Below are 20,387 nucleotides of genomic sequence, written 5' to 3'. Positions count from 1 at the left end.
GATTCCCGGGAGAGGTTCTCATGATGACCCCATCGCCCCCGCCCGCCGTCGCCGGCGACCGGTCACCCGTGCCCGCCATCGGTTGGGCGGCACCGCTGCGCTGGCTTCGGCTGGGATGGCGCGACTATGTGACCCATCCCCTGCCGGGGGCGCTGCACGGCGGCATGATGGCGCTGTTCGGGCTGATTCTGTGGCTGGCGCTGCGCGATGAGTTCTGGCTGCTGGCCGGCGCGTTTTCCGGATTTTTGATCATCGCGCCGGTGCTGGCGTCGGGCCTGTATGCGGTGAGCCGCTATCTGGAGCGCGGCGAGAAGGTGTGCTGCGCTGAGGTGGTGCGGCTGTGGTCGTCGGGCGATCGGCGCCTGATGACCTTTGGGCTACTGCTGGGGCTGGCGGGGACGGGCTGGGTGCTGACGTCAGCGGCCCTCATCACGCTGTGGGCCCCTGCGCCGGTGCAGCGGCCCATGGATTTCGTGCTGCATGTGGTCCTGGCCGACGGGGTGGGGCTGTTCGAGGTCTGGCTGCTGCTTGGGGCCTGGCTGGCGGCACCGGTGTTTGCCTCCAGCGTCATGACCCTGCCCATGCTGGTGGACACGCCCACGCCGCTGTGGCATGCGGTGGGCGAGAGCTGGCGGGCCGTGGGCAGCCACCCGGTGGTCATGGGGGTGTGGGCGGTGTGCATCGTGGCGCTGGTGGCCCTGGGCATGGCGCTGGCCATGGTGGGCCTGATGCTGACGGTGCCGGTCGTGGCGTACGCGAGCTGGCACGCCTATCGGGATTTCGAGCGGGCCGGGCTGATTCGGCCGCTGCGAGGGTGAAGGGCGCGATGAACGGGACGTTGTTTGGTTATACCGAGGCGCAGGTCGCGCAGTTCGGACTCACCTTCGGGGTGGGTGCCTTCATTTTGTACATGCTCTTCATCGTCTTCAATCTGGCACGCGAGTCCAAGGCGGGCAAGTTCGGCACCTTCGTGCTGTTCCTGGTGTTGTCGCTGGGGATGCTGGGGTTTCTGGCCAAGAATGTGATTCAATGGATTCTGGGGATGTAGCATCCGCCGACATCCTCCGGCGACCCATATTCGGCTGACCCCATGGCCCCCAACGCCCAGTTTGCGATTCCCAACCGCGATACCGACGAAACCTACGTCGCGGGGCAGCCGAGCCTGCCCGTGGCCGTGGAGGGGTGGAACGGGCGCGTCGTGCGCGGCGCGTTGGCGGATTTTCAGCCGGAGGGTGGCACGCTCAAGATTCTGGTCGAGGACTCGCCTCGCCTGCTGTCGTTGCGCTTCAACCAGGTCAAGCGCTTGCGCGTGGATCCGCGGGACGCGCCCCCGTCGCTGGACGCTGCGTCGGGGTATGCGGACGAGGTGCTGCACTCCTTCGTGGTGCAGTTGCGGGATGGGTCGGTGTATTCGGGGCTGTGCCACGGCTGCCGGCGCACGCCGCACGGGCTGTGGGTGTTCCCCAAGATGGCGCGCGAAGGCGACCCGGAGCGCGTGTTCATGCCCAAGAGCGGCATCGTCCGCTACGAGGTGCAGAGCCGGGACGGCGGCCTGCTGGCCGACAGCGGCTTCAGCGAGACGCTGCTGAGCGCCACCGAGGAGGTGTCTCCGGAATCGCTGCGGCACATCGAGGTCTCGATGGTCGAAAACCTCGAGCAGCTCAAGGCCGCGCTGGAGCGGCAGGCGACGCTCAAGCCCGTGCCCATCGGCGAGGCCCTGATGGGCCTGGGCAAGATCACCCCCGAGCAGTTGCTGCGCGCGCTGGAGCGCCAGAAGGCACAACCCAAAACCCCGCTCGGACAGACGCTGGTCGAGATGGGGCTGATCCAGCCCGCCGATCTGCAGGTCGCGCTGGCGCGCAAGATGGGCTATCCCTTCGTGGATGTCCGCAAGTTTCCGCTGGACGCGGCGGCGCTGCGGCTGGTGCCGATGGTGCTGGCCATTCGGCTGCAGGTGCTGCCGATCGCCATTCTGGGTGCGTCGGTCGTGGTTGCCATGCCGGATCCGCTGCGGTTCAAGGCGATCGACGAGCTGGAGTTCACGGCACAGCGCAAGGTGATCCCGGTGGTGAGCTCGGCCGCCGACCTGCAGGCCAAGATTGCGGAGGCCTACCGCGCCATCGGCCTGGGGGATGAGGCCGTGCCAGCCGCGGTCGAGCCCGTCAAGCCGTCCGCGGCCCCCGCATCCAACGTGGAGGCGTGGCAACTGGCCGTCGAGCTGGCTGGCGAGGCCTCATTGCAAGGCGTCGACGAGCGGCCGATCGAGCAGTCGGACAACACGCTGGTCAAGCTGGTCAATTCGATGATCGTCGAGGCCTTCCATCAGCGCGCGTCCGATATCCACATCGAGCCGTATCCTGGGCGGGAGAAGGTGATCATCCGCTTCCGGGTCGACGGCGAGCTGCGCCCTTATCTGGAGCTGCCCGCCAACTACCGCAATGCGCTCATCGCCCGCATCAAGGTGATGTGCAGCCTCGACATTTCGGAGAGGCGCAAGCCGCAGGACGGCAAAATCCATTTCCGCCGCTTCGGGGGGTTGCCGATCGAGCTGCGCGTGGCCACCATTCCAACCGCCGATGGGCTGGAGGACGTGGTGATGCGCATCCTCAACTCCGCGGCGCCCATGCCGCTGGAGGGGCTGGCGCTGTCCCCGCGCAACCTGGCGGCCATCGAGCACATTCTGGAGCGGCCGTATGGGCTGTTCCTGTGCGCCGGCCCGACCGGATCGGGCAAGACCACGACGCTGCACGCCGCCCTGCAACGCCTCAACACGCCCAAGCGCAAGATCTGGACCGCCGAGGACCCGGTGGAAATCACCCAGCGCGGGCTGCGTCAGATTCAGGTCAATGCCAAGATCGGCTGGACGTTCGCCAACGCACTGCGCTCGCTGTTGCGCGCGGACCCGGATGTGATCATGGTGGGCGAGATCCGCGATGCCGAGACGGCCGAGATGGCGATCGAGGCCTCGCTGACGGGGCATCTGGTGATGTCCACGCTGCACACCAACTCGGCGGCCGAAACCATTTTGCGCCTGGGCGACCTGGGGGTGGATCCGTTTTCGTTCGCCGACTCTTTGCAGGGCATCCTGGCACAACGGCTGGTGCGCCGACTGTGCTCGTCCTGTGTGCAGCACGAGCCCGTGACCCCGGAGCGGCTGCGCGAGTTGACGAACGACTACCGTGCGCAACTGCCCGACGACCATCCCTTGCAGGATCCCGATGCGCTGGAGCGGGAATGGCGCCAGCGCTTCAGCCGCGATGGCCAATTGACGATGGCGCGGGCCCCGGGCTGCCCGGAATGCGGGCAGACGGGCTACCGCGGCCGCCTGCCGATGCACGAGCTGTTGATCGCCAGCCCGGAGTTGCGGCGCCTGGTGCAGGCCCGCGCGCGCCCCGCCGATATCCAGGCCCAAGCCATCCGCGAGGGCATGCGCACCCTGCGCCAAGACGGCATCGAAAAGGTGCTCATGGGGCTGACCACCCTGGCCGAGGTGCGCGCGTCCAGCAACCTATGACGCGAACCGGGTACTGCCCGAAGCGGTACTCGGAACCGCCCGGCCCGCGCCAGCGTGACTAGCAGCCGCGGGTAATGGGCATTTCCACCTCCGGCGCGCGCACCAGGTGCTTGGCCAGCTCCAGCTTGGCGATGGCGTTGCGGTGCACCTCGTCCGGCCCGTCGGCCAGCCGCAGCGTGCGCTGGTTGGCGTAGCTGCGCGCCAGCGGCGTGACCTGCGACACGCCTGCGCCGCCGTGCGCCTGAATGGCCCAGTCCAGCACTTGGCAGGCGACGTTGGGGGCGACGACCTTGATCATCGCGATCTCGGCACGCGCGGCCTTGTTGCCGACCGTGTCCATCATGTAGGCGGCCTTGAGCACCAGCAGCCGCGCCTGCTCGATCATGCAGCGTGCCTCCGCGATGCGCTCCTGCCAGACGGTCTGCGCGGCGATCGCCTTGCCGAAGGCGACGCGCTCGTTGAGCCGGCGGCACATCAGCTCCAGCGCGCGCTCGGCCGCGCCGATCGAGCGCATACAGTGGTGGATGCGCCCGGGGCCGAGCCGCCCCTGCGCGATCTCGAAACCGCGCCCCTCGCCGAGCAGGATGTGGTCGGCCGGCACGCGCACGTCCTTCAGCTCGATCTCCATGTGGCCGTGCGGCGCGTCGTCGTAGCCGAACACCGAGAGTGCCCGCACAACGCGGATGCCGGGCGTGTCGGCCGGCACCACGATCATCGACTGCTGCGCATGGCGCGGCGCGTCGGGGTTGGTCTTGCCCATGACGATGTAGACCGCGCAGCGCGGATCGCCGGCGCCGGACGACCACCACTTGCGCCCGTTGATGACGTAGTGGTCGCCGTCGCGCTCGATGCGGCACTGGATGTTGGTGGCGTCGGAGGAGGCCACCTCCGGCTCGGTCATCAGGAAGGCGGAGCGGATCTCGCCGCGCAGCAGCGGCTCGAGCCAGCGGTCCTTGAGCGCCTCGCTGGCGTAGCGCTCCAGCGTCTCCATGTTGCCGGTGTCGGGGGCGGAGCAGTTGAACACCTCCGCCGCCCACGGCACGCGGCCCATGATCTCGCACAGCGGCGCGTATTCGAGGTTGCTCAGGCCCTCCGGCGCGCGCGGGGAGTTTGGCAGGAACAGGTTCCACAGGCCGGCGGCGCGTGCCTTGGGCTTGAGGTCTTCGATCAGGCGCGTGGGGACCCAGGCGTTGCCGGCGGCGCGGTTGGCCTCGACCTCCGCCTCGAACCGGTCCTCGTTGGGGTAGATGTGTTCGTCCATGAAGGCCATCAGGCGTTCGCGCAGGGCCTGGACGCGGGGGCTGTAGGCAAAGTCCATCGGGGTCTCCGGGGTCAGGTCAGGGGAGGGGAGGTCAGCGCGCCTGTTGCGCAAAGCGCCAGGCCAACTGGGCGAGGGGGCGGGCGCCGGCCGCGCTCTGGCGGGCCTGGGCGCTGGAGGCGATGCCCAGCTCCACCCGTTTGGCGATGCCTTGCAGGATGGCCGCCAGGCGGAAGGCGTTGTAGGCCAGGTAGAACGGCCAGTCGCGGCGCAGGGCCTCGGGGGTGGCAAAGCCGGTTTGCTCGCAGTAGCGCTCGATGTACTCGTCCTCGGACGGGATGCCCAGGGCCGCCCAGTCCAGCCCGGCGATGCCGCGGAAGGCGCCGGGTTCGATGTGCCAGGACATGCAGTGGTAGCTGAAGTCCGCCAGCGGATGGCCCAGCGTGGACAGCTCCCAGTCCAGCACCGCCACGATGCGCGGCGCCGTAGGGTGGAACATCAGGTTGTCCAGGCGGTAGTCGCCATGGACCACGCTGACCAGCCGTTCGTCGCGCGCCATGTCGGGCAGGTGGGCGGGCAGCCAGGCCATGAGCGCGTCCATCTCGGGGATGGGGTCGGTGATGGAGGCGACATACTGCTTGCTCCAACGCGCGATCTGGCGCTCGAAATAGTTGCCGGGCTTGCCGTAGTCGGCCAGCCCCACGGCCTGCACGTCCACCCGGTGCAGGGCGGCGAGCACGCGGTTCATTTCCAGATAGTGCGCGCGGCGCTGCTCGGGGTCCATCCCGGGCAGCGACTGGTCCCACAGCACGCGGCCATCGACGTGCTCCATGACGTAGAAGGCGCGCCCGATGACGGACTCGTCCTCGCACAGCACATGCATGCGCGCCACGGGCACGTCGGTGGCGGCCAGGGCTTGCATGACGCGAAACTCGCGCTCGATGGCGTGTGCCGACGGCAGCAGCTTGGCCACCGGGCCGGGCTTGGCGCGCATGACGTACGCCCGCCCCGGGGTGACGAGGCGATAGGTCGGATTGGACTGCCCGCCGGGAAACTTTTCGATGGACAGCGGCCCGGCAAAGCCCGGCAGGTGCGCCGTCAGCCAGCGCTCCAGCGCGGCGACGTCCAGGGCGTGGCTGGCGGAGGTATCAGCGGGAGAGGGGGATTCGGGCATGGCAGGCAGGGGGGAAAGCCGACCCACCGGCCATGCGGCTGGGGGTCAGGGTTCGGATTCGACGATGCGCATGAGCTGGCCACGGTCGCGGATCACCAGGCCGCCCGGCTCGATGCGGATGGCGCCGTCGCGCTCCATGGCCTTGAGCTCCTGGTTGACGCGCTGGCGCGAGGCACCCAGCAACTGGGCCAGCTCTTCCTGCGCGAGTTGCAGGCCGATGCGCGTCTCCTGCCCGTTGGACAGGCACGGCACGCCGTAGGAGCGGCACAGATGCAGCAGCTGCTTGGCCAGCCGCGAGCGCAGGGGCAGGGTGTTCAGGTCCTCCACCAAGCCGAACAGCGTGCGGATGCGCCGCGCCTGCAGGCGCAGCAGCGCCTCGTACAGCTCCACATGCTGGTCCAGGATTTTTTGCAGATCGCTGCGCGCCACGCACAGCAAGGTCGTCGGACCGTGGGCGTAGGCATCGTGGGTGCGCGCGTCGCCGTCGAACATTGCGATGTCGCCAAACCACACGCCCGGCTCCACATAGGTCAGCGTGATCTGCTTGCCCGTGATGGAGGTGGAGCTGACGCGCACGGCCCCCTTGGCCACGGCGGTCCACAGCGCCGGCGGATCGCCGCGCGCGGCGATCAGATCGCCGTCCTGGTAGCGTTTGACGAAAGCGCATCGGAGGATGTCGTGCCGCAGCGATGGTGAAAGACTGGAAAACCAGCGACCTTGGTTGATCGCTTCCCGTTCTTCCATTGTCAGAATGGGCTCGTCGAAGGGCTGTCGTATGAGCGACTTGGACATCATGGGTTTGTCTCCTTGGTGACCCGCACCGGCCGGCGTGGCCCCAGGGCCCTGCCGGCGGCGCAGCCGGTCCACTCAGCGGTATTGGGCGGCGCGCTTGTCCAGGAAGGCACGAATGCCTTCGCCCGCGTTGGGGTGATGCAGATTGCGCACGAAATGGTCGCGCTCGTCGCGCAGTTGCGCCGGCAGCGATTGCGTGAGCGCATCGTTGGCCAGCGCCTTGATGCTGGCCAGCGCGTTGGGGGCCTTGGCGTTGAGCCGCTCGGCCAGCGCCAGCGCGTCCGTCAGCGCCGCGCCCGGGGCGCTGACCGCGGTGACGAGGCCGAGCTGGTGCAGCCGCTCGGCGCCGGCGCGCTCGCCCAGCATCAGCAGCTGCAGCGCGGTGGCGCGCGGCAGCTGGCGCAGCAGGCTCCAGGTGGCGCCGCCGTCGGGCGAAAGCCCGACGTTGACGTAGGCCATCACGAACACCGCGTCGCGCGCCGCCACCAGCAGGTCGCACGCCAGCGCGAGCGAAAACCCCGCGCCGGCGCAGGCGCCCTCGACCGCGGCGATGACGGGCTTGGGAAAGCTGCGGATCGCCTCGATCCAGCCGTGCAGCGCCTCGATGCTGTCGGCCTGCACCTCGGGCGGCTGCTGCCGGTTGGCCAGCAGCCGCTGCAGGTTGCCGCCGGCGCAGAAGGTGCCGCCGTCACCGGTGAGGACGACGCTGCGCACCTCGGCGTTGCGCTCGGCGGCGATCAGCGCCTCGATGCCGGCGACGTAGATCTCCGGCGCCAGCGCGTTGCGCTGCTCGGGGTTGTGGATCGTCAGCACCAGCGTGCCGCCGTGGCTGTGGCTCTTGAGCGTGGCGGTCATTGCGTCACTCCTCCGGGTGCAGCAGGCTGAGACCCAGCGCGCCGCGGCGGCGCAGCCACGGCGAGGGGCGGTAGCGCGGGTCGCCGTAGACGGTCTGCAGGTTGAACAGGATCTCCAGCACGCTGGCGGCACCGACGCGGTCGCCCATCGCCAGCGGCCCGGCCGGGTAGCCCAGGCCCAGCGTGACGGCGGTCTCCAGGTCGCCGGGGGTGCAGATGCCCTGCTGGCAGATGTCGGCGGCGATGTTGACGATGGTGGCCACCGTGCGCTGGGTGACGAAGCCGCCGCTGTCGCGGATGACGCTGACCGGCTTGCCGTCGCGCGCGAGCAGGGCGTGCGCCGCGACACGCATGTCGTGGCGGGTGGCGGGGTTGGTGGCCAGCACGCGGCGCTTGACCGCGCCATCCGGCAGCAGCATGTCGATGCCGACGGTGCGGCCGGGGTCGAGCCGCTCCACCGCCGCCACCGTCGTGACGTCGTGGCCGAGCGGCGCCACCACGATCAGCGTCTGCCCGGACGGCTGGGCGGCGGTCTCGATCGTCGCGCCCAGGTCCTTCAGCAGCTGCAGCAGCTCCGCCCGCCGCGCGGCGCGCCCCGGCACCCACACCGGCGGCAGCGCCTCCACCACCGGCGCGGGCGGCTCCGGCGGCACCTGCGCCTGCCCGTCGACGTAGCGGTAGAAGCCCTCGCCGACCTTGCGCCCGACCACGCCCCCGGCCAGCCGCTGCGCCGCGATCACGCTCGGGCGAAAGCGCGGCTCCTCGTAATACTGGTGGTAGATCGACTCCATCACCGGCTGGGAGACGTCCAGCGCCGTCAGGTCCAGCAACTCGAACGGCCCGAGGCGAAAACCCATCTGGTCCTTCAGGATGCGGTCGATGGTGGCGAAGTCGGCCACGCGCTCGCCCGCGATGCGCAGCGCCTCGGTGATGTAGCCGCGCCCGGCGTGGTTGACGATGAAGCCCGGCGTGTCCTGCGCCATCACCGGGGTGTGGCCCATCTCGCGCGCGAAGGCGGCCAGCCGTTCGCCCACCGCCGCGTCGGTCTTGAGGCCGCGGATCACCTCCACCACCTTCATCAGCGGCACCGGGTTGAAGAAGTGAAAGCCCGCCAGCCGCTGCGGGGCGCGCAGCCGGCTGCCGATGGCGGTGACCGACAGCGACGAGGTGTTGGTGGCCAGCACCGCGTCCGGGCCGACGATGTCCTCGAGCTGGCGGAACAGGTCTTGCTTGACATCCAACCGCTCGACGACGGCTTCGATGACGAGGTCGCAGCCCGCCAGCGCTTCCACGCCAGCGTCCGGCACCAACCGCTGCAGGCACGCGGCGGCGTCATCCGCGGTCATGCGGCCCTTGGCCACCAGTTTGTCCCAGGTGTCGCGCAGGGCGGTGCGGGCGGCCTCGACGGCAGCCGGTTGCGCGTCCACCAGGTGTACGGTGCTGCCGGCCTGCGCGGCGATCTGGGCGATGCCCCGACCCATGGCGCCGGTACCGACGAGGCCAATGTTGCGAAAAGTCAAACGGTTGGAGGCTTGGGGCATGCTCAATACAGTATCGTTTGGAACGGATGTGACAGAATCGGCCAACCAGAATGCTTCTCGAAGCGCGTATCGGCCAGTCCGCAGGAATCCCCGCATGCACCCCAAATCCGCGTTGACCAGCTTGCTGCTCGTGGCGGCCGTGCAGGGTCATGGCCAGTCGCTGGGGGCGGTGCAGGGCGCAGTCATTATCGGTCGGCCGCTCGATATTGTGGTGCAAAGCCCGGGGGCCACGGGGGACGACACCGGCGCCCAATGTGTGCAGGCGGACGTCCGCTATGGCGAGATGCGTCTGAGCCCGTCGGATGTCAGCGTCACCGTCGAGCGCGATGCGGCGCGGGGGGCGGGCGTGTTGCGCGTGCGCTCACGCCTGCCCGTCAACGAGCCGTTCGTCACCGTCGAGCTGCGCGTCGGCTGCCCCATGCGGTTCGCCCGTGCGTACACGCTGTTGGCGGATGTGGAGCCGGTGGACATCGCGCAGGCCCCTGGCACCAAGGCGGGCGGCGATCCGGCCGGGGCGCCGGCGGCCGTCCCCGCCGACGCCCCGGCGCCCAGGGCGGAACCGAACCCGGCGGTGCAGCAAGAGCTGGCCACGTTGCGCGCGGAGCAACAGCGCCTGCTGCTGGCCGTCGAGAGCCTGAACCGCGAGCTGACGGCCGCCCGCAGCGCCCGCGGTGACGGCATTCTGTACGCTCTGGCCGGGGTGATCGTGGGGCTGCTGGGCACCTTGCTGTGGCTGCTGCGGCGACGGCCCGCACCGGTGGCCCCGGTGCCCACCGCCCCGTGGTGGGCAGCGCCTGCGGAGCGCGGCGGTGGCGCGGATGCTCCCCCGGCGCCGGTACCGTCACCCGCCGCCGAGGTGATGGCAGCGATCCACTCGGCCACGGCGGCCGAACCCACGGCGGCCACGACCGGATCGAGCGCGCCGGTGATGGGCGATCACATGGCCGGGCTGGAAGTCAGCGAGGCCGGGGCGTCGGTGTTCCAGGAAGTGCCGATTGCGCTGCTCGACATCGCTGCGCTGCACGAGCTGTGGGAGCGGGTCGATTTCTTCGAATCGCTCGGCCAGGCGACGGATGCGGTGGCCGCCTTGCGGGCCTTCGTGTTGGCGCACCCCCGCGCCAGCGAAGCGCCGTATCTGCGCTGGTGGGCCCTGGCCCGCAAGCACGGTCTGGACACACGCTCGCCGCAAGCCACCTACGAGCAGCACTATCAGCGCCTGTTGGCCGTGGCCGATACCGCCGATGGTGTGGAGGCCGACCCGGGGCTACTGCACGCCTTGACGCGCGGCTGGCCGGGGGATGCCGCGCGGGCGACCCTCGAGGCGGCGCTCGCCTCCCAGCCGGGGGATCCGGCCGCGCCGCTGCAGGTGCGCACCCTAGCGGCGTTCGATGACCTGATCGTGCTGCACGGGGTGCTGGATCTGCTGCCGGTGTTGGCGCAGGCCCCGCTGGCTCCGTCGGCCGCACCGGCGGGCTCGTCGGCGGCGACAGCCGTAGCCGCGGCCTCCGTGCTCGACTTCGAGCTGCCGGACATCACCGATCTGCCGCCCACGCCCACGGCGACACCCACACCGGCACCGCCTGCCGCCGGTACCGCGCCATCCGACGGGGCGCTGGACTTCGATTGGAGCGGTTGGCAGCCGCCCGCCAGCAACGCGCCCCCGCCCCGTTGACGTGCTGAAGCTCGCGGGGCCCGGGCGGCCCCGGGGCGCACCGTCAGCGGCGCATGTGCAGCGCCCCAGGGTTGACGATGTTGGTGGGCGTGCCTTTGATGTAGTTGACCACGTTGTCGAACGCGGCCGAAAAATATTTTTCGTAGCTGTCGAGTTCGACAAAGCCGATGTGCGGCGTGCAGATGCAGTTTTCCAGGCGCAGCAGGGCGTGGCCTTGCAGGATGGGTTCGATCTCGAACACATCGACGGCGGCCATGCCCGGGCGGCCGCGGTTGAGTGCCGCGACCAGCGCGTCGGGCTCGATCAACTCGGCGCGCGAGGTGTTGACCAGCAGCGCGGTGGGTTTCATGCGCGACAGGTCTTCCAGCGTGACGCAGCCCGTCGTCGCATCCGCCAGACGCAGATGCAGGCTCAGCACGTCGCTGTGGGCGAACAGGTCGGCTTGGCTGTCGAAGGTGTCGTAGCCGTCGGCTGCGGCGCGCGCGCGACTGGCTTCGCTGCCCCAGATGGCGACGCGCATGCCAAAGGCCCGCCCGTAGCCAGCGACGATCTGCCCGATCCGGCCATAGCCCCAGATGCCCAGTGTGCGCCCGCGCACCACTTGGCCTAGCCCAAAGTTGGGTGGCATGGACGCTGCCTTCAGCCCCGACTGCTGCCAGGCCCCGTGCTTGAGGTGGCTCACATACTGCGGAATGCGCCGCATGGCGGCCATGATCAGCGCCCAAGTCAGCTCGGCGGGGGCCACCGGATCGCCCACCCCTTCGGCCACGGCCACGCCGTGCTCGGTACAGGCCTGCACGTCGATGTGGCGGCCGACCGAGCCCGTCTGCGCGATCAGCTTGAGCCGCGGCAGTTTGTCGAGCAGCTGGCGTGTGATCTGGGTGCGCTCGCGGATCAGCACGACGATGTCCGCGTCGCGCAAGCGCACGGAGAGCTGGCCCACCCCCTTGACGTTGTTGGTGTACACCTTGGCCGGGTAGGGGTCGAGCTTGTGCGCGCAGGCGAGCTTGCGCACGGCGTCCTGGTAATCGTCGAGGATCACGATGTTCATACCGGGCTATTGTGCCGCCCTTGCCGGCACCCGGGCCCGCGCGCCGCTTTCCGTGGGGCTGTCACCCGCGCGGCCGCGGCCAGGGAGCGACTCGCGTACCATCGCGGCCATGTCCACCGTCCCAACCGAAGCGGGCAGCGCTCACGCGCCCGTCCCCGTGCCCTGGCAGCGTGATGCGACCGTGATCGGTTTGGTCGGGCTGGCGCATGCCACCTCCCATTTTTCGCACCTGTTGCTGGCGCCGCTGTTTCCGCTGTTCATGCGGGAGTTCGGGCTGAGCTTCTCCCAGGTGGGGCTGTTGACCAGCGTGTTCTTCGTCATCTCGGGCGTGGGGCAGGCGCTGTCGGGTTTTCTGGTCGACCGCGTCGGCGCCCGGCCCGTGCTGTTCGGCTCCATCCTGCTGTTCATGGGGTCGGCCCTGGCGGCGGCCCTGTCCCACGGGTACACCGGGCTGTTGCTCGCCGCCGTGCTCGCCGGGCTGGGCAATGCGCCGTTTCACCCGGTGGATTTTTCCATCCTCAACCAGCGTGTGTCGCCCCCGCGCCTGGGGCACGCCTTCAGCGCGCACGGGCTGACCGGCAACCTGGGCTGGGCGCTGGCGCGGGTGTTTTTGGTGGGGATCACCGCGCTGGGCAACTGGCGCTGGGCTTATTGGGCGGCCATTGCCGTGTATGCGGGTGTGCTGGCGGTGCTGTGGTGGCAGCGCGAACACCTCCACACCGAGGTGGTGCCGCGCCGGCAGGGCGCCAGCCGGGCGGACGATCTGGCCTTTTTGCGGCTGCCCGTGGTGTGGTGGTGTTTTGTCTTCTTCCTGCTGTCCACCATGACGCTGGCGGTGGTCCAGACCTATTCGGTGTCGATCCTGAAAGCGGTGCACGCCGTGCCGTTCGAGACGGCGACGCTGACCGTGACCGCCTACATGCTGGCGGGGGCCGCGGGGATGTTCGTCGGCGGCTTCGTCGCGGCGCGGGCGCGCGCGGTCGATCGGGTGGTCGCCTGGGCCATGGCCGCAGGCGCGGCGCTGATGCTGCTGGCCGCGACCGGCTGGCTGGGGGGCGGCGGCTCGATGGCTCTGCTGGCGATCACGGGGCTGGCGGTCGGCATCGGGGGGCCGAGCCGCGACATGTTGATCAAGCGCGCCACCCCGAAAGGCGCGACCGGGCGTGTCTATGGCACGGTCTATTCCGGCCTGGACACCGGTTTTGCGATTGCGCCGCTGGTGTTTGGCGTGCTCATGGACCACGGCTGGTACGCCGCGACGCTGGCGGGCGGCGCGGTGACGTTGGCGCTGGCCGTCGGGGCGGCGCTGGCCGTGGGTGGCCGCACACGCGCAGCTTGAGCCGGGGTCAGCCGCGTTTGCGCAGCCGGCACAGGAAAAAAGCGTCCGTCCATTCGGTGGGCAGCACGCGGCGGGCCAGCGTCAGATCCGGGTGCAGAGGCTGCTGGCGCCAGGCCGTCAAGCCGGGCAGCGCGGGCAGGTCCACGGGCCAAGGCAGGGGCTCCGGCCAGAGGTCATCCCGCTCGCGCAGCAGCGCATCCAGCACGCACTCGTCCTCCTCCGGCGACAGGGAGCAGGTGCCGTAGATGAGCACGCCCCCCGGTTTGAGCGCATCGGCCGCGGAGCGCAGCAGCCGGCTTTGCAGCGCGGCGCTGGCCCGTACTTTTTTGGGGCTCCAGTGCGCCCACGACGTGGGGTCCAGCCGCGTGAACTGCGCTTCGGACGAGCAGGGGGCGTCCAGCAGCACGCGGTCGAACCGACCGGGGACCAGACGCCCGACCTGGGCACCGTCTTTCAGGTAGAGCTGGGCGTTGCGCACCCCCAGACGCTGCAAATTGGCCTTGAGGCGAAAGAAACGCGCCCGCACCGGCTCTACCGCGGCCAGGCGCCCCTGGTTGGCCATGCTGGCGGCGATGAGCGCCGTTTTGCCGCCAGGGGCGGCGGCCAGATCCAGCACCTCCTCGCCCGGCTGGGGCTGCAGCGCCCAGACCGCGGCCATGCTGGCCACGCCCTGGATGTAGAGGCTGCCATCGGTGGCCATTGGATGGTGGGTCAGCGCGTCCCGATCGTCCGCGGGCAATCGGAACACGCCCTCGACGCCCGCCACCGGCTCGGGGCGCAGCGGCGCCAGGGCGGTCAGTACCGCCGCCGCATCCGGTGCACGCAGCGGGTTGATGCGAAACACCACCGCCTTCGGCGCGGTGTAGCTCGCGTCCACGCGCGGCCGCAGGTCGGGCGGTATCAACGCGTCCAGCACGTCCAAGAAGGCGGGCGGCAAGGGGGGGAGGGCCGGCTGGGCGGGCGAGGGCGAGCAAGACGGCGACGCGGTCACGGCGGTCAGGCTTGTGTGGCGTCCGCGTCGGCCTGGGCGGCCTTGCGTTCCAGCGCTTCGATGGTTTCCGCCACGGCCAGCCAGCGCTCCTCGACTTCGGCAAGTTCGGCCTCCACGGCCTTGAGGCGCCGGCCGGCTTCGGCGATGTCGGTGCGGTCGGTGGCGTGGGCCAGCCGCTCGTGCAGGGCGCTTTGCTCGGTCTGCAGGGTATGCATCCGCGCTTCCAACGCGTCGCACTCGCGCCGGTGGGGCCTGAGGCGTTCGGCCAGTTGCTGGCGCCGCTGCGCTTGCTGGCGGCGCCGCTCCTGCGGGGTGACGGAGGGGGAGCGTGGCGCGGCCGTTTCACGACCGTCGGTGCGGTGGGACAGGGCCTCGCGGCGCTGGCGGGCCACGTCCAGCAAGTGACGCTGGTAGTCGTCCAGATCCCCCTCGAACGGCGCGAGCTGTCCGTCGCTCACCAGCCAAAACTCGTCGCAGACCGCGCGCAGCAAGGCGCGGTCGTGGCTGACCAGCATCACCGTGCCTTCGAAGGCGTTGAGGGCCATGCCGAGCGCCTCGCGGGTGGTCAGATCCAGGTGGTTGGTCGGCTCGTCCAACAGCAGCAGGTTGGGCCGCTGCCACACCAGCAGGGCCAGCACCAGCCGTGCTTTCTCGCCCCCGCTCATCGTGCCCACGGGCTGGGTCACCGCGTCGCCACTGAACTGGAAGCTGCCCAGAAAGGTGCGCAAATCCTGCTCGCGGGTGGATTGGCCGATCAGGGTGCCAGCCGCCTCGGCCTCGCGGGCGATGCGCACCAGGTGCTGCAGCGGGTTGTCGTCGGCGCGCAGGATGTCCAGCTCCTGCTGCGCAAAGTAGCCGATGCGCAGGCCCTTGCCGGGCACGATGCGGCCGGCCAGCGGCGGCAACACGCCGGCAATGGTCTTGACCACCGTGGACTTGCCCTGGCCGTTGGCGCCCAGAATGCCGATGCGCTGCCCCGGCAAGACGCTGCGCCGGATGCCGTGCACGACGGCGCGCGGGGCCTGCCCGTCGGCGCCGGGGTAGCCGGCGGACACGTCGTGCAGCGTGAGCATGGGGTTGGGCAGCGCGTCGGGGTTGGCGAACTCGAACTGAAAATCCGCGCTCGTCAGCACGGGGGCGAGGCGCTCCATCCGCGCCAGCGCCTTGAGGCGGCTTTGCGCCTGCCGGGCCTTGGTGGCCTTGGCCCGAAAGCGATCGATGAAGCGCTGCAAGTGGGCGATGCGGTCCTGCTGGCGGGTGTAGGCCGCCTGCTGCTGCTCGATCTGCTCGGCGCGCATCTCTTCGAAGCGGCTGTAGTTGCCGCCGTAGCGCGCGAGCCGGCCCTGATCCAGATGCAGGGTGACGCGGGTGACCGCGTCCAAAAACTCCCGGTCGTGGCTGATGACGACCAGCGTCCCTTCGTAGCGCTGCAGCCAGCTCTCCAGCCAGACCAGGGCGTCCAGGTCCAGGTGGTTGGTGGGTTCGTCGAGCAGCAGCAGGTCGCTCGGGCACATCAGCGCGCGGGCCAGTTGCAGCCGCATGCGCCATCCGCCGGAAAACCCGTTGACCGGCCGCTCCCAATCCGTGGGACCAAAGCCCAGGCCCAGCATCAGGGCCTGGGCGCGTGCCCGGGCGTCGTGGGCGCCGGCATCGGTCAGGGCGGTGTGCGCCAGCGCGATGGCCTCGCCGTCGCCGCTGGCGTCGGCCGCGGCCAGCTGCGCGCGCGCCTCGAGCAAGCGGGTGTCGCCCGCCACCACGAAGTCGGTGGCCGGCTCGGCGGTCTCGGGCATGTCCTGCGCCACATGGCTGATGCGCCAGTGGCGGGGCAGGGTGGCTTCACCGCCGTCCTCGTGCAAATCCCCCAGCCACAGCGCGAACAGGCTGGACTTGCCGGCACCGTTGCGGCCCACCAGGCCGACCTTCTCGCCAGGGTGGAGGGTGACGCTGGCGCCGTCCAGCACGACCTTGGCGCCCCGCCGCAGGGTGACGTCGCGCAAGGTGATCATGGCGTGGGGCGGTGCGGGTCGGGGGGCAGATCGGCCTGGGCTGCGGCGAGTGCGTCGCGGGTGATCAGCAGCGCGGCGTCGTCGCCGCCGCTGGTGTGCAGCCAGACCACGGGCAGGGTGGGAAAGGCGCGCTCGAAATGCGCCCGCTCGTGCCCGATTTCCAGCACCAGCACGGCGTCCGGGTTCATATGGTCCAGCGCATGCGCGAGCAGATGCCGCACGAAGTCCATGCCGTCATCGCCGCCGTCGGGTCCGCCATCCAGGGCCAGTGCCGGCTCGGCGCGGTATTCCGCCGGCAGGGCGTCCATGCGCGCCCGGCAGACGTAGGGGGGATTGCACAGGATCAGGTCGTAGCGGTCGTGCAGCGCAGTCCAGCCGTCCGACTGCAGCAGGCGGATGCGATCCTGCAGACCATGGCGCGCGACGTTGCGGGCCGCGACCGCCAGCGCATCGGCGCTGAGGTCGCTGGCATCGACCGTGACCTCGGGCCAGGCGAGTGCCGCCAGCACAGCCAGCGACCCGTTGCCCGTGCACAGGTCCAGCACCCGGCGCGTGTGCGCGCCCAGCCAGGGGTCGATGGGGTCCGCCTGCGGAGCGGCCGCGATCAGCTCCGCGATGAAGCTGCGCGGCACGATCACGCGCTCGTCCACGTGGAACGGCACGCCTTGCAGCCAAGCCTCGCCGGTCAGGTAGGCGGCTGGCTTGCGGGTGCGGATGCGGGCGTCGATCAGCGCGCGCACCGCCTCGGCGTCGCCGGGTGCCACGGGGTCGGCGGCGTGGGCGTGCAGATCCAGGTCGAGCGGCCGGCCCAGCCGCCACAGCACCAGCCAGGCGGCTTCGTCGCGGGCGTTGGTGGTGCCGTGCCCAAAGGCGACGCCGGCGGCGTCGAGCCGCCGCTCGGCCTCGTCGATGAGGGCCGCGAGGGTGATCGTCCCCGTCATGCCACGCCCGCCAACCGCTCCAGCGTGCGGCGGTAGATGTCCGTGAGCGGCTCCAGATCGGCCAGCTCGATGCACTCGTCGATCTGGTGAATGGTGGCGTTGGGCGGGCCCAGTTCCACCACCTGCGGGCAGATCTGCGCGATGAAGCGTCCGTCGCTGGTGCCGCCCGTGGTGGAGAGTTCGGTGTCGAGTCCCGTGACGTCGCGGATGGCGGCGCTCACCGCATCGACCAACGGACCGCGCGGGGTCAGGAAGGGCAGGCCACCAACGGTCCAGCTCAACTCGTAGTCCGTGCCGGGGTGCAGGCCGTGCCGCGCCAGAATCTCGTGCACGCGCGCTTGCAGCCCCTGCGGGGTGGATTCGGTGCTGAAGCGGAAGTTGAAGTCCACCACCACGGTGCCGGGGATGACATTGCTCGCACCGGTGCCGCCGTGGATGTTGCTGACCTGCCAACTGGTGGGCGGAAAGTGGGCATTGCCCTCGTCCCAGTGGGTGGCGACCAGCTCGGCCAAGGCGGGGGCCAGCAGGTGGATGGGATTGCGCGCCAGATGCGGGTAGGCGATGTGGCCCTGGATGCCCTTGACGGTCAGCCGCCCGCTCATGGTGCCGCGGCGGCCGTTTTTGATCATGTCGCCGGTGCGCTTCACGCTGGTGGGCTCGCCGACGATGCACCAGTCCAGGCGCTGGCCGCGCTGGCGCAGCGCCTCGCACACCACCACGGTGCCGTCGCGCGCGGGGCCCTCCTCGTCGCTGGTGAGCAAAAAGCCGATCGACAGGGCCGGCGCCGGGTGCGCGCGCAAAAACGCCTCGCACGCGACGACCATGGCGGCCAGCGAGGCCTTCATGTCGCTGGCACCGCGGCCGTAGAGTTTGCCATCGCGGATGGTGGGGGCAAACGGGTCGCTCTGCCAGCGCTCCAGGGGCCCGGTCGGCACCACGTCGGTGTGGCCGGCAAACACCAACACCGGCGCGTCGGGGCTGGCCCCGGGGCGCAGCGCCCACAGATTGGTCACGCGAAAATCATCCGGGCCGCTGACGATCGTCTCGCAGGCAAAGCCCAGCGCCGTCAGCCGCTCGGCCAGCAGCGCCTGGCAGCCGGCGTCGTCGGGCGTAACGGAGGGACGGCGGATCAAAGCCTCGGTGAGGCGCAGGGTCTCGGTCATCGGGACAAGGCGGGGCGCCCGCGGCGCTCAGGATTTGGGGGGGAGAAAACCGTCGAACGACGGGCCGCCACCCTTGCCGGGCTCGCCCGTCGTGGGGGGGGCTGCCGCCTGCGCGGTCGCCGCGGCGCGCGCACGGTCGTCGTTTTGCAGCCGCCACAGCAGGTTGGTCGGCGAGTCGGCGTAGGCCAGCCCCTCCTCGCGCGTGATGCGCCCGGACAGGATCAGCCGCGCCAGGTCGGCCTCGAAGGTTTGCGATTCCTCGGCCATGGACTTCTCCAGCGCCTCGCGCACGCCAAAGAAGTCGGCCTTCTCGATCAGCTCGCTGATCAGCCGCGTGTTGACCATGACCTCCACCGCCGGGGTGCGGCCGCCGTCCACCGTGCGCAGCAGCCGCTGCGACACGATGGCCTTGAGCGACGAGGCCAGGTCGTTGAGCATCGTCGGCCGCACCTCCACCGGGTAGAAGTTGAGGATGCGGTTGAGCGCCTGGTAGCTGTTGTTGGCGTGCAGCGTGGCCAGCACCAGGTGGCCCGACTGCGCGTAGGCGATGGCCTGCGACATCGTCTCGCGGTCGCGGATCTCGCCGATCAGGATCACGTCCGGCGCCTGGCGCAGCGCATTCTTCAGCGCGACGTTGAGCGAGGCGGTGTCGGTGCCGACCTCGCGCTGGTTGACCACGCTCTTTTTGTTCTTGAACAGGTACTCGATCGGGTCCTCGATGGTGAGGATGTGGCCCGTGGTGTTTTCGTTGCGGTGGTCCAGCAGGGCGGCTAGCGTCGTGCTCTTGCCCGAGCCGGTCGAGCCCACCACCAGCATCAGGCCGCGCTTGGCCATGATCATCTGCGTCAGCACCGGCGGGATGCCCAGCTCGCTGACCTTGGGGATCTGCCCGCTGATGAAGCGCACCACCACCGCGCAGGTGCCGCGCTGGCGCATCGCGCTGATGCGAAAGCGCCCCACCTCCGGCATGGGGATGGCGATGTTGAGCTCGCCCGTGCGGTCGTACTCCTGCAACTGCTCGGGCTTGACGACCTCGGCCAGCAGCCGGTAGGGGCCGTCGGCCGGCAAGGTCTGGGCGTTGACCGGCATGGACACGCCGTTGATCTTGATGAGCACGGGCGACGCGGCCGACAGATAGATGTCGGACGCCTTCTTCTCGGCCATCAGCCGCAGCAGTTGCTCCATCGGGCCCATCGCCAGTGTCTTTCCCGGGGTGACGCGCAGGGCGGGCTTCAGTCGCGCAGCAGCTCGTTGAGGCTCGTCTTGGCGCGCGTCTGCGCGTCCACGCGCTTGACGATGATGGCGGCGTACAGGCTGTACTTGCCGCCGTCCTTGGGCAGGCTGCCGCTGATGACCACCGAGCCGGCCGGCACGCGGCCGTAGAGGATCTCGCCCGTCGTGCGGTCGTAGATCGGCGTGCTCTGGCCGATGTAGACGCCCATCGAGATGACGGAGTTTTCCTCGACGATGACACCCTCGACGATTTCGGAGCGCGCGCCGATGAAGCAGTTGTCCTCGATGATGGTCGGGTTGGCCTGCAGCGGCTCCAGCACGCCGCCCAGGCCCACGCCGCCCGACAGGTGCACGTTCTTGCCGACCTGGGCACACGAGCCGACCGTGGCCCAGGTGTCGACCATCGTGCCTTCATCGACGTAGGCGCCGATGTTGACGTAGCTCGGCATCAGGATCGCGCCCTTGGCGATGAAGCTGCCGCGGCGCGCCACCGCCGGCGGCACCACGCGCACGCCGGTGGCGGCCATCTCCTGCGGGCTGAGGCGGGAAAACTTGGTCTTGACCTTGTCGTAGAAGGCCAAGTCGCCCGCCTGCATGATTTCGTTGTCGTTCAGGCGAAAGCTCAGCAGCACCGCCTTCTTGATCCACTGATGGACCGTCCACTGTCCCACGCCCTGGCGGGTGGCGACGCGCAGCCGGCCGTTGTTGAGCTCGCTGATCACATGCTCGACGGCATCGACGACTTCCTGCGGGGCGTTGCCGGGCGAGAGCTGGGCGCGGTTGTCCCAGGCGTTTTCGATGATCTGCTGCAGTTGTTGGGTCATGGTCGTAGGCGTGGATCGTGGGGCGGGGCGGCAA

Annotated in this window: 17 protein-coding genes; 5 read left to right on the top strand and 12 right to left on the bottom strand. The window is 70.0% G+C overall.

Annotated elements, in window-relative coordinates:
* The first annotated feature begins 23 nt into the window (after window positions 1–23).
* The 3 genes from Tfont_RS00820 to Tfont_RS00810 are packed head-to-tail and all read left to right on the top strand — an operon-like array spanning window position 24 to window position 3,514.
* Window positions 24–818 (top strand): DUF2189 domain-containing protein, encoded by a 795-nt coding sequence (locus Tfont_RS00820; protein WP_068610000.1) that lies wholly within the window; start codon window positions 24–26, stop codon window positions 816–818.
* An 8-nt stretch (window positions 819–826) separates the two neighbouring features.
* On the top strand, window positions 827–1,048 hold the full coding sequence (locus Tfont_RS00815; protein ID WP_068609763.1) for a DUF2788 domain-containing protein: 222 nt from the start codon (window positions 827–829) through the stop codon (window positions 1,046–1,048).
* A gap of 42 nt (window positions 1,049–1,090) precedes the next feature.
* A complete protein-coding gene (locus Tfont_RS00810; protein WP_260682215.1) occupies window positions 1,091–3,514 on the top strand; it encodes a GspE/PulE family protein in 2,424 nt (807 codons plus the stop codon).
* 58 nt (window positions 3,515–3,572) lie between these two features.
* Here the strand turns inward: Tfont_RS00810 and Tfont_RS00805 are convergent, their stop codons facing one another.
* From Tfont_RS00805 to Tfont_RS00785, 5 genes are all read right to left on the bottom strand, one after another.
* Complete coding sequence (locus Tfont_RS00805) at window positions 3,573–4,832, bottom strand: acyl-CoA dehydrogenase family protein (protein WP_068609760.1); 1,260 nt, start codon at window positions 4,830–4,832, stop codon at window positions 3,573–3,575.
* A 34-nt stretch (window positions 4,833–4,866) separates the two neighbouring features.
* Window positions 4,867–5,946 carry a phosphotransferase gene (locus Tfont_RS00800; RefSeq protein WP_143968083.1) on the bottom strand — a complete coding sequence of 360 codons (1,080 nt, stop codon included), beginning with the start codon at window positions 5,944–5,946 and terminating at the stop codon, window positions 4,867–4,869.
* Between the two features lie 45 nt (window positions 5,947–5,991).
* Window positions 5,992–6,738, bottom strand: coding sequence for a Crp/Fnr family transcriptional regulator (locus Tfont_RS00795; protein WP_068609996.1), 747 nt, complete (start codon window positions 6,736–6,738; stop codon window positions 5,992–5,994).
* Between the two features lie 75 nt (window positions 6,739–6,813).
* A complete protein-coding gene (locus tag Tfont_RS00790) occupies window positions 6,814–7,593 on the bottom strand; it encodes an oxepin-CoA hydrolase, alternative type (protein WP_143968082.1) in 780 nt (259 codons plus the stop codon).
* A gap of 4 nt (window positions 7,594–7,597) precedes the next feature.
* Window positions 7,598–9,133, bottom strand: coding sequence for a 3-hydroxyacyl-CoA dehydrogenase (locus Tfont_RS00785; RefSeq protein WP_143968081.1), 1,536 nt, complete (start codon window positions 9,131–9,133; stop codon window positions 7,598–7,600).
* A 94-nt stretch (window positions 9,134–9,227) separates the two neighbouring features.
* On the opposite strand from Tfont_RS00785, the gene Tfont_RS00780 reads away from it, so the two are divergent.
* On the top strand, window positions 9,228–10,805 hold the full coding sequence (locus Tfont_RS00780; protein ID WP_143968080.1) for a type IV pilus assembly protein FimV: 1,578 nt from the start codon (window positions 9,228–9,230) through the stop codon (window positions 10,803–10,805).
* 43 nt (window positions 10,806–10,848) lie between these two features.
* Here Tfont_RS00780 and Tfont_RS00775 read toward each other — a convergent pair whose 3' ends face one another.
* The gene (locus Tfont_RS00775; protein WP_143968079.1) at window positions 10,849–11,856 is read right to left on the bottom strand and encodes a D-2-hydroxyacid dehydrogenase family protein; all 1,008 of its coding nucleotides are present in this window, start codon (window positions 11,854–11,856) and stop codon (window positions 10,849–10,851) included.
* 109 nt (window positions 11,857–11,965) lie between these two features.
* On the opposite strand from Tfont_RS00775, the gene Tfont_RS00770 reads away from it, so the two are divergent.
* Window positions 11,966–13,195 carry an MFS transporter gene (locus Tfont_RS00770; protein ID WP_143968078.1) on the top strand — a complete coding sequence of 410 codons (1,230 nt, stop codon included), beginning with the start codon at window positions 11,966–11,968 and terminating at the stop codon, window positions 13,193–13,195.
* 7 nt (window positions 13,196–13,202) lie between these two features.
* Here Tfont_RS00770 and Tfont_RS00765 read toward each other — a convergent pair whose 3' ends face one another.
* The 6 genes from Tfont_RS00765 to dapD are packed head-to-tail and all read right to left on the bottom strand — an operon-like array spanning window position 13,203 to window position 20,353.
* Entirely contained in the window at window positions 13,203–14,132 is a 930-nt protein-coding gene (locus Tfont_RS00765) for an RsmB/NOP family class I SAM-dependent RNA methyltransferase (RefSeq protein ID WP_221934253.1), read from the bottom strand.
* A gap of 59 nt (window positions 14,133–14,191) precedes the next feature.
* Complete coding sequence (locus Tfont_RS00760) at window positions 14,192–16,192, bottom strand: ABC-F family ATP-binding cassette domain-containing protein (RefSeq protein WP_143968076.1); 2,001 nt, start codon at window positions 16,190–16,192, stop codon at window positions 14,192–14,194.
* Window positions 16,189–17,133: a 50S ribosomal protein L3 N(5)-glutamine methyltransferase gene (prmB, locus tag Tfont_RS00755; RefSeq protein WP_143968075.1), complete on the bottom strand. Its 945-nt coding sequence runs from the start codon at window positions 17,131–17,133 to the stop codon at window positions 16,189–16,191. Before prmB ends, Tfont_RS00760 begins: the two co-directional genes overlap by 4 nt.
* Window positions 17,130–18,296: a succinyl-diaminopimelate desuccinylase gene (gene dapE, locus Tfont_RS00750; protein ID WP_143968074.1), complete on the bottom strand. Its 1,167-nt coding sequence runs from the start codon at window positions 18,294–18,296 to the stop codon at window positions 17,130–17,132. Before dapE ends, prmB begins: the two co-directional genes overlap by 4 nt.
* 27 nt (window positions 18,297–18,323) lie before the next feature.
* Window positions 18,324–19,490 (bottom strand): PilT/PilU family type 4a pilus ATPase, encoded by a 1,167-nt coding sequence (locus Tfont_RS00745; RefSeq protein ID WP_143968073.1) that lies wholly within the window; start codon window positions 19,488–19,490, stop codon window positions 18,324–18,326.
* 38 nt (window positions 19,491–19,528) lie between these two features.
* Window positions 19,529–20,353, bottom strand: a complete 825-nt coding sequence (dapD, locus tag Tfont_RS00740; RefSeq protein ID WP_068609738.1) for a 2,3,4,5-tetrahydropyridine-2,6-dicarboxylate N-succinyltransferase — start codon at window positions 20,351–20,353, stop codon at window positions 19,529–19,531.
* Between the last annotated feature and the right edge of the window lie 34 nt (window positions 20,354–20,387).

Source organism: Tepidimonas fonticaldi (assembly GCF_007556755.1).
GTDB lineage: Bacteria > Pseudomonadota > Gammaproteobacteria > Burkholderiales > Burkholderiaceae_C > Tepidimonas > Tepidimonas fonticaldi.
This window is presented reverse-complemented; position numbering and strand designations above follow the sequence as displayed.

Excerpts from the sequence above, each read along its gene's own strand:
- Tfont_RS00795 (WP_068609996.1), bottom strand. The coding sequence starts at position 6,738 with ATGTCCAAGTCGCTCATACGACAGCCCTTCGACGAGCCCATTCTGACA.
- Tfont_RS00805 (WP_068609760.1), bottom strand. The coding sequence starts at position 4,832 with ATGGACTTTGCCTACAGCCCCCGCGTCCAGGCCCTGCGCGAACGCCTG.
- Tfont_RS00780 (WP_143968080.1), top strand. The coding sequence starts at position 9,228 with ATGCACCCCAAATCCGCGTTGACCAGCTTGCTGCTCGTGGCGGCCGTG.
- Tfont_RS00745 (WP_143968073.1), bottom strand. The coding sequence starts at position 19,490 with ATGGGCCCGATGGAGCAACTGCTGCGGCTGATGGCCGAGAAGAAGGCG.
- Tfont_RS00810 (WP_260682215.1), top strand. The coding sequence starts at position 1,091 with ATGGCCCCCAACGCCCAGTTTGCGATTCCCAACCGCGATACCGACGAA.
- dapD (WP_068609738.1), bottom strand. The coding sequence starts at position 20,353 with ATGACCCAACAACTGCAGCAGATCATCGAAAACGCCTGGGACAACCGC.
- Tfont_RS00785 (WP_143968081.1), bottom strand. The coding sequence starts at position 9,133 with ATGCCCCAAGCCTCCAACCGTTTGACTTTTCGCAACATTGGCCTCGTC.
- dapE (WP_143968074.1), bottom strand. The coding sequence starts at position 18,296 with ATGACCGAGACCCTGCGCCTCACCGAGGCTTTGATCCGCCGTCCCTCC.
- Tfont_RS00760 (WP_143968076.1), bottom strand. The coding sequence starts at position 16,192 with ATGATCACCTTGCGCGACGTCACCCTGCGGCGGGGCGCCAAGGTCGTG.
- Tfont_RS00815 (WP_068609763.1), top strand. The coding sequence starts at position 827 with ATGAACGGGACGTTGTTTGGTTATACCGAGGCGCAGGTCGCGCAGTTC.
- prmB (WP_143968075.1), bottom strand. The coding sequence starts at position 17,133 with ATGACGGGGACGATCACCCTCGCGGCCCTCATCGACGAGGCCGAGCGG.
- Tfont_RS00820 (WP_068610000.1), top strand. The coding sequence starts at position 24 with ATGACCCCATCGCCCCCGCCCGCCGTCGCCGGCGACCGGTCACCCGTG.
- Tfont_RS00775 (WP_143968079.1), bottom strand. The coding sequence starts at position 11,856 with ATGAACATCGTGATCCTCGACGATTACCAGGACGCCGTGCGCAAGCTC.
- Tfont_RS00790 (WP_143968082.1), bottom strand. The coding sequence starts at position 7,593 with ATGACCGCCACGCTCAAGAGCCACAGCCACGGCGGCACGCTGGTGCTG.
- Tfont_RS00770 (WP_143968078.1), top strand. The coding sequence starts at position 11,966 with ATGTCCACCGTCCCAACCGAAGCGGGCAGCGCTCACGCGCCCGTCCCC.
- Tfont_RS00800 (WP_143968083.1), bottom strand. The coding sequence starts at position 5,946 with ATGCCCGAATCCCCCTCTCCCGCTGATACCTCCGCCAGCCACGCCCTG.